Source organism: Desulforhabdus amnigena, assembly GCF_027925305.1.
Taxonomy (GTDB): Bacteria; Desulfobacterota; Syntrophobacteria; order Syntrophobacterales; family Syntrophobacteraceae; genus Desulforhabdus; species Desulforhabdus amnigena.
Genome location: NZ_BSDR01000001.1, coordinates 693,776 through 709,351, shown reverse-complemented (window position 1 = coordinate 709,351; position 15,576 = coordinate 693,776). Strand labels below are relative to the sequence as shown.

Annotated in this window: 16 protein-coding genes; 9 read left to right on the top strand and 7 right to left on the bottom strand. The window is 47.5% G+C overall.

What is annotated here, in order from left to right:
- Positions 1-2: 2 nt before the first annotated feature.
- The 7 genes from folP to QMG16_RS03135 all read left to right on the top strand — a co-directional run bounded on the left by folP (position 3) and on the right by QMG16_RS03135 (position 7,509).
- Positions 3-863, top strand: coding sequence for a dihydropteroate synthase (folP, locus tag QMG16_RS03165; protein WP_281792219.1), 861 nt, complete (start codon positions 3-5; stop codon positions 861-863).
- Positions 864-983: 120 nt separating this feature from the next.
- Positions 984-2,348: a phosphoglucosamine mutase gene (gene glmM / locus QMG16_RS03160; RefSeq protein ID WP_281792218.1), complete on the top strand. Its 1,365-nt coding sequence runs from the start codon at positions 984-986 to the stop codon at positions 2,346-2,348.
- A 177-nt stretch (positions 2,349-2,525) separates the two neighbouring features.
- The gene (locus tag QMG16_RS03155) at positions 2,526-3,302 is read left to right on the top strand and encodes a type III pantothenate kinase (RefSeq protein WP_281792217.1); all 777 of its coding nucleotides are present in this window, start codon (positions 2,526-2,528) and stop codon (positions 3,300-3,302) included.
- Positions 3,299-4,225, top strand: a complete 927-nt coding sequence (locus QMG16_RS03150; RefSeq protein WP_281792216.1) for a S66 peptidase family protein — start codon at positions 3,299-3,301, stop codon at positions 4,223-4,225. The genes QMG16_RS03155 and QMG16_RS03150 overlap by 4 nt, the downstream gene beginning before the upstream one ends.
- Positions 4,226-4,238: 13 nt before the next feature.
- On the top strand, positions 4,239-5,501 hold the full coding sequence (locus tag QMG16_RS03145; RefSeq protein WP_281792215.1) for a serine hydrolase domain-containing protein: 1,263 nt from the start codon (positions 4,239-4,241) through the stop codon (positions 5,499-5,501).
- A complete protein-coding gene (locus tag QMG16_RS03140) occupies positions 5,494-6,921 on the top strand; it encodes a UDP-N-acetylmuramate--L-alanine ligase (protein WP_281792214.1) in 1,428 nt (475 codons plus the stop codon). The genes QMG16_RS03145 and QMG16_RS03140 overlap by 8 nt, the downstream gene beginning before the upstream one ends.
- Before the next feature lie 51 nt (positions 6,922-6,972).
- The gene (locus QMG16_RS03135) at positions 6,973-7,509 is read left to right on the top strand and encodes an epoxyqueuosine reductase QueH (RefSeq protein ID WP_281792213.1); all 537 of its coding nucleotides are present in this window, start codon (positions 6,973-6,975) and stop codon (positions 7,507-7,509) included.
- Between the two features lie 111 nt (positions 7,510-7,620).
- Here the strand turns inward: QMG16_RS03135 and QMG16_RS03130 are convergent, their stop codons facing one another.
- Positions 7,621-7,917: a 4Fe-4S binding protein gene (locus QMG16_RS03130; RefSeq protein WP_281792212.1), complete on the bottom strand. Its 297-nt coding sequence runs from the start codon at positions 7,915-7,917 to the stop codon at positions 7,621-7,623.
- A gap of 45 nt (positions 7,918-7,962) precedes the next feature.
- A complete protein-coding gene (locus QMG16_RS03125; protein WP_281792211.1) occupies positions 7,963-8,559 on the bottom strand; it encodes a 2-oxoacid:acceptor oxidoreductase family protein in 597 nt (198 codons plus the stop codon).
- Positions 8,560-8,949: 390 nt separating this feature from the next.
- Between QMG16_RS03125 and QMG16_RS03120 the strand changes: the two genes are divergently transcribed.
- Complete coding sequence (locus tag QMG16_RS03120) at positions 8,950-9,363, top strand: hypothetical protein (RefSeq protein ID WP_281792210.1); 414 nt, start codon at positions 8,950-8,952, stop codon at positions 9,361-9,363.
- Between the two features lie 185 nt (positions 9,364-9,548).
- Here the strand turns inward: QMG16_RS03120 and QMG16_RS03115 are convergent, their stop codons facing one another.
- From QMG16_RS03115 to pilM, 5 genes are all read right to left on the bottom strand, one after another.
- Positions 9,549-10,040: a L,D-transpeptidase family protein gene (locus QMG16_RS03115; protein ID WP_281792209.1), complete on the bottom strand. Its 492-nt coding sequence runs from the start codon at positions 10,038-10,040 to the stop codon at positions 9,549-9,551.
- A gap of 306 nt (positions 10,041-10,346) precedes the next feature.
- Complete coding sequence (locus tag QMG16_RS03110; RefSeq protein WP_281792208.1) at positions 10,347-12,146, bottom strand: type IV pilus secretin PilQ; 1,800 nt, start codon at positions 12,144-12,146, stop codon at positions 10,347-10,349.
- A gap of 244 nt (positions 12,147-12,390) precedes the next feature.
- A complete protein-coding gene (locus tag QMG16_RS03105; protein ID WP_281792207.1) occupies positions 12,391-13,014 on the bottom strand; it encodes a type IV pilus inner membrane component PilO in 624 nt (207 codons plus the stop codon).
- Positions 13,011-13,604, bottom strand: coding sequence for a PilN domain-containing protein (locus tag QMG16_RS03100; protein ID WP_281792206.1), 594 nt, complete (start codon positions 13,602-13,604; stop codon positions 13,011-13,013). The genes QMG16_RS03105 and QMG16_RS03100 overlap by 4 nt, the downstream gene beginning before the upstream one ends.
- Positions 13,601-14,653: a type IV pilus assembly protein PilM gene (gene pilM, locus QMG16_RS03095; RefSeq protein WP_281792205.1), complete on the bottom strand. Its 1,053-nt coding sequence runs from the start codon at positions 14,651-14,653 to the stop codon at positions 13,601-13,603. The genes QMG16_RS03100 and pilM overlap by 4 nt, the downstream gene beginning before the upstream one ends.
- A 150-nt stretch (positions 14,654-14,803) precedes the next feature.
- On the opposite strand from pilM, the gene lepB reads away from it, so the two are divergent.
- Positions 14,804-15,469, top strand: a complete 666-nt coding sequence (gene lepB / locus QMG16_RS03090; protein ID WP_281792204.1) for a signal peptidase I — start codon at positions 14,804-14,806, stop codon at positions 15,467-15,469.
- Positions 15,470-15,576 lie beyond the last annotated feature (107 nt).

The following is a 15,576-nucleotide window of genomic DNA, read 5'->3' as shown; positions in this document are numbered from 1 at the left end:
GGATGGGTGTTTTTCCACGCAAGAACTATACGATTCAAACAAAATCAGAGCCGATAGAATTGGGGGAATACACAAGGGTCATGGGCATTCTCAACGTGACCCCCGACTCCTTTTCCGATGGCGGCAAGTATTATAACTATCACTCCGCTGTGCAGCAGGCACTCGACATGATCGTCGCAGGTACGGATATTCTGGATATCGGTGGCGAATCTACGCGACCGAATTCGGATCCTGTTTCACCGGAGGTTCAATTGGAGAGAGTGATCCCGGTAATTGAAGCCATCCGCGAGAGCAGTGATATTCCCATTTCCATCGACACCACCTCGGCTGAAGTGGCTCGACAGGCCCTGGACGCAGGGGCTGACATCATCAATGATGTCAGTTCCCTGCGATTTGACGAAGAGATGGTTCGTGTAGCGGCCGATACAGGCGTTCCGCTCATTCTCATGCACATGCAGGGGAAACCCAAGACCATGCAGGAGTCACCCTCCTATGTTTCCCTGTTTTCCGAAATCATAGCGTTCCTGGAGGAACGCATTCAATTTGCCTCCCGGCATGGAGTCGATCGCAGCCAAATCATCGTGGATCCCGGAATCGGGTTCGGAAAAAACATCACACACAATCTGCTTCTCATCCGCAACCTGGAGCTTCTCCAATGCCTGGACCGTCCTATTCTCCTTGCAGCTTCCCGCAAGAGATTCATTGGAAGCATTCTTGGCCGCTCCGCAGACGATCGTGAAGTAGGTACGGCGGTTGTTCACAGTTTTGGAATTGCCGCGGGCGCACACATCATTCGAGCCCATGATGTGGAAATCCACAAACAAGTTGCTATCATGAGTGACGCCATCAGGGAAGCTCTGTAATACTCCTTGGACAATCAAGGCCATTGGGTCGGACTTTTGTCAATCTTTCTGAGCGAGAGTTTTCCGCATTCTACAGTTGCATTTACTGCTGATTTTCAGGCATTGCTTTAGGAGTACGAGATGGACAAGCTTTTTGGAACGGATGGCATTAGAGGAATAGCAAACGAATGGCCTATGACGACGGATCTCGCCATGAAGGTCGGCTTCAGCACCGCTCACGTTTTCAAGAGCAGCCACAGACGCCCCAAGATCATCATTGGCAAAGACACTCGCCTTTCTGGGTACATGATAGAAAATGCCATCACCGCTGGGATTTGTTCCATGGGGGTGGATGTCCTCCTCGTGGGACCCCTTCCAACTCCAGGAATAGCATTCATCACTACGAGCATGCGGGCGGATGCCGGCATAGTCATTTCCGCTTCTCATAACCCTTTCGAATACAATGGCATCAAGATTTTTGCTGCAGACGGATTCAAATTGCCAGACGATACCGAAAGGCATATAGAACAGCTCATTTTGAGTGGAGAAATAGAACGCCTTTCGCGCCCTTCGGCATCGGAAATTGGACGCGCTCGCAGGATTGACGACGCTCAGGGTCGTTACATTGTCTACCTCAAAACAACTTTTCCAAGAGATCTATCCATGGAGGGACTCAAGCTTGTCATCGATTGCGCTCACGGAGCATCTTACAGGGTCGCTCCCACCGTTTTCGAGGAACTGGGTGCAGAAGTCATTCTGACGGGCAACAATCCCAACGGGACGAATATCAATCAGGACTGTGGATCCCTTCATCCGGAGCACATGGCCGCCCTCGTTCGCCAGCATGGCGCCAATGCCGGTCTTGCATTCGATGGAGATGCAGACCGCATCATTGTTGCTGATGAAAAGGGCGAGATTCTGGACGGGGATCAATTGATGGCCATCTGTGCAAGCCACTCTCTCAAGAAAAAGAGCCTCAACAAAAACACTCTGGTGGCTACCGTTATGAGTAACCTCGGGTTGGAAATCGCCTTACGCAAACAAGGAGGAACACTCCTGCGAACCCCCGTTGGAGACCGGTATGTCGTCGAATGCATGCGAAAGCATGATTGCAACATCGGCGGAGAACAGTCGGGCCACCTGATTTTTCTCGATTGCAGTACCACGGGGGACGGCATTCTTTCTGCACTCCAGGTCCTGGCTGTTATGTTGCGTGAAAATCGCCCCTTGTCCGAATTGAAAAGGGTTATGGAACACTTCCCTCAAACTTTGGTGAATGTCCCCGTCACTCATCGCAGATCCATCGATGAGATTCCGGAGCTTGTTCTCCTGAAGGAAAAACTTGAAAAACGACTGGGGGAAGAAGGACGCCTCGTGATTCGGCCATCAGGCACGGAACCTGTCTTTCGAGTGATGGTGGAAGGTTCCGACCATGACTTGATCCATGAAGTAGCTCAGGAAATGGCGGAAAACATCCAAAAATACATGGGTGGTGACGTTTCATAGGAGCAAGGTCGCAAACGTGATCAGAGATCCACTTTTCGTACAAGAGTGGCTTTCACTTTCTCATTGGGCATCGCTGGAGAGAGAAAATCAAATGCCGCAGTTTGAACTGAAAAGTCATTCAGCCACACATTTGAGTGTATCTGCTCTGCGTCTGCTATCCATCACGAGGTAAACCATATGCTTTTAGCCATGGATATAGGAAACACCAATACGGTACTTGGACTTTTCGAGAACGACCAACTCGTTGACGAGTGGCGCATCCGGACCGATGTCAATACGACAGTGGATGAGTATGGAATCACCATCCGCAGCCTTTTTGCAGCCCACGCCCACCCCATTGAGCGGGTCAGATATATAATCATATCCTGTGTGGTTCCACCCGTTCTCAATGCCGTCGAAAGATTTTGCAAGAAATATTTTAGTATTACGCCTCTTGTGGTAGGTCCCGGCATTCGAACCGGCATGCCCATATTCTATGATAATCCCAAAGAAGTAGGCGCGGACCGAATAGTAAACGCTGTAGCAGCTTATGAGTTGTTCAAGAAGGCGCTTATCGTTGTTGATTTCGGGACTGCTACAACTTTTGACTATGTTTCGGACAGGGGAGAGTACATGGGGGGAGTGATCAGTCCGGGTATTATGATCTCCTGCGAAGCTCTCTTTTTCAAGACATCCAAACTGCCGCGAGTCGAAATTTTCGCCAGACCGCGATCGGTTCTTGGCAAAAACACCATCACATCCATGAATGCCGGCATCGTTTACGGGTACGCCGGGCTCGTGGAAGGCATCATCAACAGGATGAAGAGGGAGGTCAACTCTGACCTCAAGGTTGTTGCCACTGGAGGATTGGCCTTGCTCATCGCGAGCGAGTGTCCCGCCATTGACGAAGTGGACGATCATTTGACGCTAAAAGGCCTTCAGATCATTTTCGATAGGAACCGCAAGAACTTATGATTTTCAGTCCGCTTCAACCGGGTGACCGTATTGCCGTTGTGGCGCCATCCAGCCCCTTTGATCAGGAAAAATTCCTGCGGGCCTGTAAAATCATGGAAAATGCCGGATTCGGTATTTCTCCAGGGAAACATATTTTCTGCAAAAAGAATTACCTTGTCGGGACAGAAGCCGAGCGTGCCGAGGACTTGATTCGCGCTATCTGTGATCCCTCCATCTCCGCCATCATTTGCATCAGGGGGGGATACGGAAGCGGACGCATGCTTCCCTGGCTGCCATTTTCAACCCTTAAGAAAACACCAAAGATATTCCTTGGCCACAGCGATATCACTTTTCTCCACCTTGCCTTCCAATGCAAGATGCAATGGATTACATTTCACGGCCCTAATCTTATCGATTTGGACATGGTTCCCGAACGGCTTGAAAGCGTTCTCAAAACGCTCAGGGGGAAAAACGATTTTTCTTGGAATCTCAATGATTTTGAAATTCTTAGAAAGGGAAGAGCAACAGGTTTTTTGATCGGTGGAAATCTTACCTGCCTCACCCATCTTTTGGGTACCCCCTATTTTCCGGATCTGACAGGTGCAGTCCTTCTTATTGAAGATTGCAATGAAGCTCTTTATCGCCTGGACCGCCTTCTTGCCCATCTCAAGCTGGCCGGAATCCTCCAGCGGCTTGCGGGACTCGTTCTGGGGCGATTCAAGGATTGCGGGGAAGTTACCAAGATTTGGGAAACGGTTATGGAATCGGTTCAACCCTTCCATTTTCCCGTTGTGGCCAACCTCCCCTTCGGCCATACCTTTGAAAACGAGGTCATTCCATTCGGCATTCCCTTCAACCTGGACACTCGCCAGGGCATCCTCCGCCCAGTTGAGCTCCCTTTCCGGAATTCAACACCACGATGGGTCGATTTTTCCAGGTCATAAGTCCAGCACATCCATGAGCGAATCCCCTTCGACCGGCGACGGTCTCCGTAATGTGGCATCCCCATTGAATCAGCTTTTCAAAGAAGCATTGGGGCAACGGGTGTTTTCCGGAGCGAGTCTTCTCGTGGGTAACCCAGACTCCATTTTATTTGAAAAAACATGGGGATATACGCAGTGGGGAGGCTCTGCCGTCGATTTTCGAACACGATTTGACCTGGCTTCACTTACTAAACCCTTATTGACGGCCACTCTCTGTATGTATGCCATACAGGAGGGGAGAATTGACATCGACGATAAACTGCACCGCTTTTTCCCATCAACAAGTCTGGACATTCATAAATCACGAATCACCCTTCGGCAACTCTTGAACCACTCTTCAGGACTCCCGCCCTACATCCCGTTTTACAGAGAACTCATCGCCAATCCTGTGGAACAGAGACCCACCGTTCTCCAATCAAAGATATTGAAAACCCCATTGATTTCAGCTCCCGGCAAAGTCTGCCACTACAGCGATTTGGGATTCATTCTTTTAGGCATGATTCTAGAAAAGGTTTTCCATAAGCCCCTCAGCCTCCTGGCCTCTGATTGTTTTCAAAAGCTGTACACATGTACTCGAATGTGGAAACCTTCTCTTGCAAATCTCACGGCATATCCGACTTTTCGTCCGATGCAGGTAGGTTATGTCCCTACCGACTCTCCCGTTATGATCGATATGGATGCAAGGCCTCATTCCCCTGTCAACCGGCATGAACCTGCAGCATATTCCGCAACCGGAGCACGAATAAAAGACGACTCGGTTTCCTTTGTTGCGACTGAATATTGTCCCTGGAGAAAACGCATCCTCAAAGGGGAGGTGCATGATGAAAACGCATATTCTCTTGGGGGGATCGCCGGACATGCTGGCCTCTTTGGCACAGCCAGGGAGATTTTTCGCTTGATTTCTTTTCTCTGGAATATATATCGGGGTAGCATAAGAGGATTTTGTTCGCCTGAAGTTGTCAGGGTTTTTTGGGAAAAACAAAAAATGGCTCCAGAAAGCACCTGGGCTTTGGGTTATGACACCCCCAGCATGACGCAATCGAGTGCCGGGAAATATTTTTCACCTTGCAGTGTCGGCCATTTGGGCTTTACGGGAACTTCGTTTTGGATGGATCTTGAAAGAGAGATTCTTATCATCCTCCTGACCAATCGTGTCTATCCCACACGGCAAAACGATAAATTGAAGGCTTTTCGCCCTACACTACACAACCTCATAATGGATTCATTCAATGTCTGATGGAAATGTCAAAACGGTCTACATGATGGGTATTGGTGGCATTGCCATGGGAACTCTGGCTACTATGCTCAAAGAAAAAGGGTATTTCGTTGTTGGATCGGATGTGAATCTATATCCGCCAATGAGTGATCATCTCGAGTCCCTCCACATTCCCCTCTTCAAAGGATACAATGTGGAGAATCTTTCAAAATATCCGCCGGATCTTGTGATCATTGGAAATGTGATACGCCGGGAAAATGCTGAAGCACAGCAGGTACTGAATCAAGGCATCCCCTATCTTTCCATGCCCGAGGCCATTTCCCGCTTTTTTTTATGCAAGCACCAGAGCATCGTTGTAGCGGGCACTCATGGGAAAAGCACTACATCTTCCTTATTGTCCTGGATTCTTACCTATGCCGGCCTGGATCCGAGCACCTTTGTCGGCGCTTTTCTGAAAAACTGCGAACGCAGTTACAGGATTGGAAATGGACGTTATATGGTCCTGGAAGGGGATGAATATGATACGGCCTTTTTCGACAAGGGATCAAAATTTTTACATTATCGACCTCATATCGGGATCATCACCAGCATCGAGTACGATCATGCGGACATATTTCCCAATTTTGAAGCCGTATTGAGTGCTTTTCACCGTTTTGCGCAACTGATCGCTCCTTCTGACTACCTCATCATCAATGCCGATGATCCCCATTGCCTGGAAGTGGGGCGGAATTGCAAGGGTAAGGTCCTTACTTATGGATGGTCGGATAAGGCGCAATGGCGCATCCACGAAGTTGAATTCCGCCCGGAAGAAATTCGTTTCACTTATCAATCGCCGCATTCGGCAACACCGGGATCAATGATTTCTCATCTTCCGGGCAGGCATAACGTGAGCAACATACTGGGCATCATGGCGGCTGCAGACATCGCTGGAATATCCATGGAAACATTTCAGGAAGCCCTCTTGAAATTTCCAGGCGTGAAGCGCCGGCAGGACCTTATCGGTGAAACCAAAGGAGTGCTCATCATGGATGATTTCGCCCATCATCCAACGGCTGTCAAGGAGACCATAGATGCCTTGAAGCTCTTTTATCCGCAGAGGCGTCTCATCGCGGCCTTTGAACCACGGACGAACACGAGTAGACGTTCGGTTTTTCACTCTGCATACACTTCGGCATTCGATGGCGCAGATTGCATCTGCATCAAGCAACCTCAAGGGATGGAAAGCATTTCGCCACAGGAACGGCTGGATGCGAAAAAGCTCGTTCAAGACATTGTCCTTCGAGGAAAAGAAGCTCATTATTTCAGTACAACAGAGGAACTCATAGAATTTCTGTCCCAATACTGTGCGTCCAACGATCTGGTGCTGTGCATGAGCAATGGAAGCTTTGACGGACTGCCGGGAAGATTGTTGGAACAGTTAAGCCAACAGTCACAAATCTGAGCTGCTAAACTGCATGAAAACCATAGCTCACTAAAAAGAAAAGCAACTGCAATGGCTCGAATACTTCTTCACTCCTGTTGTGCCCCATGCACGATTTATCCATTGGAAAAACTCCGTACTCAGGGCTGGATCGTACATGATTTTTTCTACAATCCCAATATTCACCCCTACCAGGAATTCGAACGGCGCTTCACTACGCTTGAATCTTTTTGCAAGGAATCCGAGCTTCAGCTCATTATTCGGTGGGACTACGATTTAGAGGTCTTTTTTCGTGAAGTGGCATTTCGTGAACATCAACGCTGCATTCATTGTTATTCAAAAAGGTTGGAAGCCACAGCCCGTCTCGCGAAAAAAAGCGGCTTCGATGCTTTTACATCCACATTGCTCTACAGCCGGCAACAAAAGCATGAACTCATCCGGTCCCTTGCAGTGGAAGCCTCACGCAAATTCGGGATACCATTCTATTATGAAGATTTTCGTGAAGGATGGCGAGAAGGGCAGGAAAAAGCCAAGACGATGGGAATGTATCGTCAGCAGTATTGTGGATGCATTTATAGTGAAAAAGAGCGATTTTATAAGAAAAAATGAATGGTGCTGATGAAGTGAGCAGGTCGACAAATCTATCTCATGATTGTCGGCCTGCTTCATGGAACTCTCAGGGTGATTCCAGGAACCGAAATCAGCTCAATTATCGCTTCGCTAAGCTTTTTTCTCTTCCTCAACCATTTGAATGGCCTTGGTCGGGCATTCTTCGGCACAAATTCCGCAACCTTTGCAATAATCCATATCTATTTCGACGGGTATGGTCCTCTTGACCACCCCCTCGGGGCAATACAACCAGCAAATAAAACATGAAGGTCTCTGGTTCTTTGTGGGGGTGCATTTCGTATGATCGATCACGGGTCTGAAAGAACGCCAGTCCCCGGTTTTTCCGGCTTCCCCTTTACACAATTTTGAATGGGCGTAAGTGAATTTGTCCTTTTTCTCGCTGCTCATCAACTCTTCCTTCCAATATCCACAGATCCATGACCGTCACGGTCATCAAGCACAACAGGCCAAAGTGCATTCATGCATGACTTTCGTTCCATCATATGCCAGACGCGCTCCGTGTACATTCTTCTCTCCCGCTTCCCCAGGGAAATGATTGCGCAGCGCCTTCTCAATACTGGCAAGGCTGATCAATCCGGTTGCTTTTGCAAAACCGCCCAAAATCGTCGTATTGAACAAAACCGATCCCGCCACTACCAAACCTGATTCCCTAGCCCATTTTTCCGCATTGGTGGTGGCGATATTGATGGGATTCTTGAGTTGAAATGCATCAGGGGTTTTTGAAGTATTGATCAGCACGATGCCATCGGGCTTGACGCCAAGAGAGACATCCACAACGTGGAGCAGAGTTTCATCCAGGACCACCACGATGTCGGGATGCTCAACCAATGAAAATGTGCGGATGGGTACCCATGAAAATCTATTGGTGGCGATGATGGGCGCCCCTCTGCGCTCAGCACCAAAGAAAGGAGCTGCAGTCACACCTTTGTACCCGTCATAATACGCCGCTTCCGCCAGAATACTGGCCGCCGTAACAGCTCCTTGTCCTCCGCGTCCATGCCACCTTACTTCAATACACTTTCTCTCCATCTTGAAATGACCTCGTCTGATTTACAGGAGTTTGGAAATGTTAAGGGAAAATACAATATTTCTTTCTTGATGGAATCCTTCTACAGGGTTCAAAAAAGCATCATAAAGCACAAAGATTCAATATGCCCCATGGCATTTCAGCCCCTTTGCCTGATATGAAAAAAGGCTCATGGCTCAGGCTGACATCTCTTTTCAAGAGCGTTTCCCGCTTTCCCTATTGTTTTTGCCTTTTTTCATTCTTCATTGTGACCGTTCCGATCATGGGAGTTAATAGCGTTTTGCGCATTCCGAGTCAACAGGGCTTATCTTTTTATTCTTGATCTGTGCACATCTTTGAGCTAATTCCCCCACAAATAACACGTGTAAATCAAGGAAAAGGAAGAGAATCTCATGCAATCGGAAAAGCGTTTAATGGAGACTGTGGAACTCGAGAATGGTTTGATTTTACATTTTTACGATCTTTCAAAACCCATTACCGGCGGCAGATACCAGGTGCAGCTTCTGGTTTCCATGACCGTTGAAATCAAACAGGAGTACTTCAATGATTTTGAAGACCCTCTCAGTGCGTTCAACTCTTTTCGAAAAGCTAAAGGAAAAGAAATAGAATTTCGGCAGGAAAAATTTCGCAATTTTATTGCAGACGTTGAAATGAAGGTGGTCTTGGAAAAAATGAAACAGGAATACCTGGAAGCCAATCGAATGTATCTGGGGCATGCCGCCTTTCCCAAAAAATATGTAATGAAAGTATACCGTGAATGGCAGGATGAGGAAGCTATTCGCTGCGCTCAGGAACAGGCGATGTAAAGTAAAAGAAATTGATGCCAGGTGCCGTCGGTGATTGCGGCATAGTTAAAATGTCACGCGGCGAAAACAAGAAGGCGGAAGATCACCTCCTGGAATGTCATATCCATACATGGGTGCATTTTCCGCCGACATAGGTCAAAAAACTTATCTTGGCTCCCTATGTGCCAAGGATCTAACCGGAGTGCTCAGGGCCGAATGGATACGGGCGTACCCACAGCGGCAATTTTGAACAATTCTTCCATATCGCTATCATAAAGAGCTACACAGCCGTTCGTCCAATCTTTATGGGCCCCTCCTGAATGAATAAAGATCTCTCCACCAAGGACGGTGTTCCATGGTGGTTTATCCCTGTTCTCAAAAGCCAGCAGGATATCCCTGAATTCAACGGGGCTTATGATACCTGCAAAAAAAGCTCTTTCAGCGTGTTTCTTGTCCGGGTAATTCAGTCCAAGAGATTTTCCAAACTGACTCGCTGCATTCTTCACACAAATCCAAAATTCCCCTTCAGGGGTCCGACCATCACCCTCTTTTTCTTTATCACCTTGCGGATGAAATCCGAGTCCCACGGGATAATCTCTTACAAGGACATTGGATTGAACAACGTAAAGTCGACGTTTTTCTTTATATACAAAAACCTCCGGCGCCGAAATATTGCACAAAGGGGTAAGATAGTCCACCTTGAGAGCACCCTTTTCATGGGACTCATTTTGTTGAGATAGATTTCCGGAAGGTTTGCAGTTTTTATCAACTCTTGCGGATTCGAGTTTGGATCCGGAATTTTGCATGGAACAGGCGGACAAAAAGAAAGCCAACAATAACATATTGATAGGAAACTTCATCTTGCCATCCAACCTCATGATCTGCATTGATGCTCAACCCCCAAATGCCATTTTCTCCACCATCCTCATATGCTGACTACTATCACAAAAAACTCACTGTATAAAAAGTTTTTTGTATAAAAATACTCATCTCAGCCATTCTTATCAAGCCCCCTGAACGCGTTTCCGGGGCTCCACTATCTTTGGACTGATAAATATCAGCAACTCAGTCTTATCCGTATTAGAACTGTCTGACTTGAAAAGCCTTCCTACCAGGGGGATCTTGTTTAGACCGGGTGTTGCATTCGTACTCGTATCTACCCTATCACGCATGACTCCACCGATCACGATGACGTTCCCATCATCTACAAGCAGTTCCGTGGTGATCTTGCGTGTATCGATGGATGCCTGCCCATTATACTCCGTACCTGGTTCATCCTGCTTGGCTTGAATTTTCAACCTGATCTTCTGGTCAGGCGTAATGTGGGGCGTAACCTTCAATTCCACAACCGCATCCTTGAACTGGGTAGTGGTCACATTGACATCGGCACCACTGAAGTTCTGATAAGGTATTTGAGTTCCCTGTGAAATCTCCGCTTCAACATTGTCGAGAGTGAGCACTTTGGGTGCAGCGATGACCTTAAGGTCCTGGGACGTTTCCAGCGCCGAAATGGCCGCATTGACTTGCAAAAAAGTCTTTCCGATCAATTGGCCGAGCTCGAGCCCAAAAGAGGATGGACCCGCTGAAGGAATATTGATTTGGTAATTTTGAGTAAGGCCGGGGTCCACAGTCGTATGCTCTGTCGACAGGCTCCAGTCGATTCCCAGATCCAGGGAAGCCTGAGTGCGAAGAGTGACAATCCTGGCTTCAATGAGCACTTGAGGTGTTGGTTTGTCCAAGCGGGCCAGAAGATGCCTCGCGTTTTCAACGCGCGAAGGATAATCGGAATAGATGATCAGGCTGGTTCGTTCGTCGATAGAGACTTTACCCCGTTCGCTCTTGCTTTCCGATAACTTGGCTGCAATATCCTGCGGCAGTGCATAGTTGACTGTAAAGTAAACCGTGCCGATCTCTCCAACGTCTTTCGCGACCTCTTGAAGCTCTTGTTTGGCACGGATTTCTTCAGCTTTTTGAGCCCACTCATCCTTCAGCTTCCCCTTCTTGGCAATGCGAATGACATTTCCGACCTGTTCCTTCCCCAGATCATTCATGGCCAAAACCATGTCCAGAATCTGGTCCCAGGGAACCTGCTCAACTTTCAAGGTCACCTTGCCCGCAACATCCGGTTCAATCACGATGTTCTTGCCTGTGATGTCGGAAAGAAGCCGCAACACATTCCTCACATCGGCGTCCAGGAGATCCAGGCTGATGGGTTTGCCGGTATACTGCTTTTGAAACATTTTTGTAGAGGGTTGCGGTTCGGTCAAAGAAGAAGTTTCAGTACCTGGAAGGGATATATTGTCCGTCGCGGAGGGAGCACATCGATTTGCGGAGGTTTTCATCGAATCCCCCAAAACGGCCGGTCCTTTTGTAGCAGAAACGTTCATCGTCTTCAATTCAGGGCTGTCAGAACGGTCATGAGCGGATTTCCAGGAAGCTTTTACTGGGGAGGGCAACACAGGGCTATCGTCATTTTTAAAATATAAGGTCAGGATGAGCTCATTTCCGATACTATCCAATATGTAGTTTTCAAGAGGCCGGTGATGAGTCCCCAATATTTGGATTCCTCCAGGAGATCGCGATTCGGAGTATCGTAACATCACTTTCTCTGAGCTGTCGGGGAGAACGGGCAAATTGATCCGATCCGTGATATCCGCAAGATCGAGCGAAAATTCATCTTCTCCCAATTTTTCAAGCCGATAGTCGTGCAGTGGGCTGCTGGCCCCGATTCGCACCATCGTCGTCACGACATCATCCAGAACATCAACTTTCAGAAGGCTGACGGTCGCCTTAGGTGCACCCATGGGTTCCTGCGGCATATTCCCGACTGTCTGGTCTCCCGGAAGGGTGTTATTACTTTGATTGCTTCCCACCGTACCCGTTCCGGCACATCCCCAAACAAGCAGAAGGACGATAGCACCAATACAAGAGCTTTTCGTACCTCGCAAGAATCTATACATGTTTCCCCCTCTTTCGCTGCTCTTACCTCTTTACAAAAGCTCCGATATTTGCCCTCCGGCGCCCCCTACCTTCACGAGCAATATCTGCCTATTTCTTACCTGCTTGCTTTGCAACCCCATCCCCCTGGAGGGGTGTATCCACAAAACGATATGTTTCTATAGTGCAGTCAACTTTAAGGACGGATGACGGTTTCTGACGCGTCATGCTGACATTTTGAACTTTGAGAATACGGTTCAATTTGCTGACCTTGTCAAAAAAGCTCCCCACTTCGTGGTACGTGCCGAGAAGATCCAATCGGATGGGTATGGCCGCATAAAATTCTCGAGGTTGCTCCGCCTGAGGCTGGAAGAGAATGTTTTCCAGTCCAACCTGTGCGCCAAGTTCCGAAACACTATCGAGCAACGCAGGAATTTCCTTCTGATCTGGAAGAAGTGCCAGCAATTGAGAAAAATTCTCTTCAGACTCCGCAAGCTGCTTTTCAAGGATTTCGACCTGCTGTGCAGCCTTCTTCAGAGTCGCCAGGCGATTTTCAAGACCGGAAATACTGCTTTCCAGGCGTTGAACCGTCTCCAGCTGTTCCTTATAGACGAGAAAATAAAACCCCCCCGTCAACACAATGAAGGTCCCTGCAAAGAGCAAAATCTTTTGAACAAGGGTCAGTGATGAAATCTTCTCGTTTACCGTCGCATGTTCAAGGAATTGCATTCTCATGGTTTTTGCGTCTCTGGCTGTGGCTGTGTTTTCAGTTGAGAGTAAGGAATAAACTGGTAACTGATTTGAAATTCCCTGAGCTTCATATTACTGATTAAGGTTTGACGCGAATGCGTCAAATTTACACTACCTTTGATCACATAAGGAGAAGACTGTAAGTTTCTCATAAACTCGGCAATCGCCTCATTGCTCAAGGCCAAGCCATCCAATGTGATGGTACCGGCACTTTGGCTAAACCGTTCGAACCACATTTTGTCTGCAGGCAACTCTACACTGAGCAGCGCAAGCATCCGGACTATCGTATCTCGATCTTTCTGAAGGCCATCAATCACACTGCGTTTTTTGTCGACCAGTTCTTTTCTCTTGGTGAGATCCTTGAGCATCTGTTCGAATTTCAAGTATTTTTTCACTTCTACCTGCAATTGAGATTCCTGTGCAGTCAAGGACTCGATCTGATTTGCCTTGGAATACCACAAGTATCCCATCCCTCCAGCCGTCAGAAATATGCCTGCCAAATAGATGGAAAGGAACTGCCTTACAGTTTCCCTCTTCTTCTTGGTCTGGACCGGAAGTAAATTGATCTGTATCATTTCTCTTTGGTCTTTCTTAGGGCCAAGCCTAATGAAATAGCCATTTGGGGTCCAATCTGGTCCAAATATTCAGGATCAAAAGTCTTGGGATCAGATGAGACTTTAGTTAAAGGATTAAAGACTTCCACAGCCACACCCGTGTTTTCCTGAAAAACCCTTTCAAGTCCGGGAATAGTGCATGATCCTCCACTTAGGAACACCTTTTCGATTTTGTTCTCCGGATAGTTGCTGTAATAAAAGTCAATAGCCCTTTTACACTCGGCTACCCAGTTCCTGACTATCGAAGTGAATATCTCTTCCAATTCTTTCTTGGAAACATCTTCTGTCAGTTCTCCGAGTTTTATGCGTTCCGCTTCATTATAAGAATTCCGGAAAGTCTGACGAATCCTCTCGGTGATCTGATTTCCTCCGATGGATAAACCTCGTGTAAAAACGGGAATTCCACGGTTGATGATATTCATCAACGCCTTATTTGCTCCTATATCCAATAGGACAATACTTTCCTCGCCGAAACCGTATGTCGCTTCAAAGACATTGCACAAGGCGAAAAAGTCCACATCCAAAACCGCGGTCTGAAATCCTGCAGATTCCAGCAGGCCGACATACTCTCGAATGGATTCCTTCTTGGCAGCAACCAGGAGAACATCCATATAATTGAGACGCTCTTTTGCAAGCCCCAGGATCTGATAATCCACGTCCACTTCTTCGATGTTGTAAGGAATGTATTGCCTCAGTTCCGTCTGCATCCTCGAACCGAGTTCATCCTCTGTCATCATCGGCAGTTCAAGCTTCTTGATCATGACTTCGTAACCGGAAACCGCACAGGAGACGATCTTGTCCTTAATCTTCAAATTAGACGCCAGCCGCTGGATGCATTGCCCAACCAACTCGGGCCGAGTCATTCTCCCTTCGCCAAACGCCTCTTTAGGGATAGGAATAACACCAAGATTCAGCAATTTCAGGTTGGAGTCTCTCTCTTCCAACTGGATGATCTTGATGGCGTGAGAACCTATATCTAAACCGATTATATTCTCTTTTTTACCGAACATAGAGAAGTATCACTCCAAGAGCGGCCGAAGGTTTTGATTGACTTTTAACTGCTTTTCCACTTTACCATCACCGATTGTAAACTTGACCGAAACGAATTAAATTAAAAGGCTAAGTGAAAGTATCTTAAACTTCTACAGGAGGGTTCGAAATTGCACCGCACAAAAGAAAACGAAGTAGAGAAAAACAGTTCAAAAAGCTTGTTGAGAGAATATGCCGAGGCTATCATTATTGCCGTCCTACTTGCTCTGGTGATCAGGGCCTTCGTCGTGCAAGCATTCAAAATTCCATCCGGTTCCATGAAAAACACCCTGCTCGTCGGAGATCATATCCTCGTCAATAAATTCGTCTACGGTATCAAACTCCCGATCCTCAACAAAGAGCTGCTGCATTTTAGAGACCCGGAGCGAAAGGACATTGTTGTTTTTCGCTATCCTGTAGATCCTTCCAAGGATTTCATTAAAAGGGTCATTGGCCTTCCGGGGGATACCGTTCGGATACAGGACAAGAAAGTCTATGTTAACGACCAGCTTCTTGTTGAACCCTATGTCGTTCACAGCGATCCCAGGATCTTGCCTGCAAGTGTCAGTCCAAGAGACAATATGGATTCGATTTTAATTCCTCCCCACAGCCTTTTTGTTATGGGCGACAATCGAGATGAAAGTTTTGACAGTCGCTTCTGGAAATTCGTCGACATGGACGAACTAAAAGGTGAAGCCTTTATCATATACTGGTCGTGGAACGGGGATGGAAAACTGACGTGGAACCCAACAGAAAGCTACATTCGTTGGAATCGCATCGGGAACCTGTTGCATTGATACCTCTGGCCGCCAGCAAACCTCCTACCTCGACTCCCTATTTGTTCTCTAAACAAAAAGGCTTACACAAAAAGGGGGTGTGGCGAGTTCAACGGTTACGCCTCCTG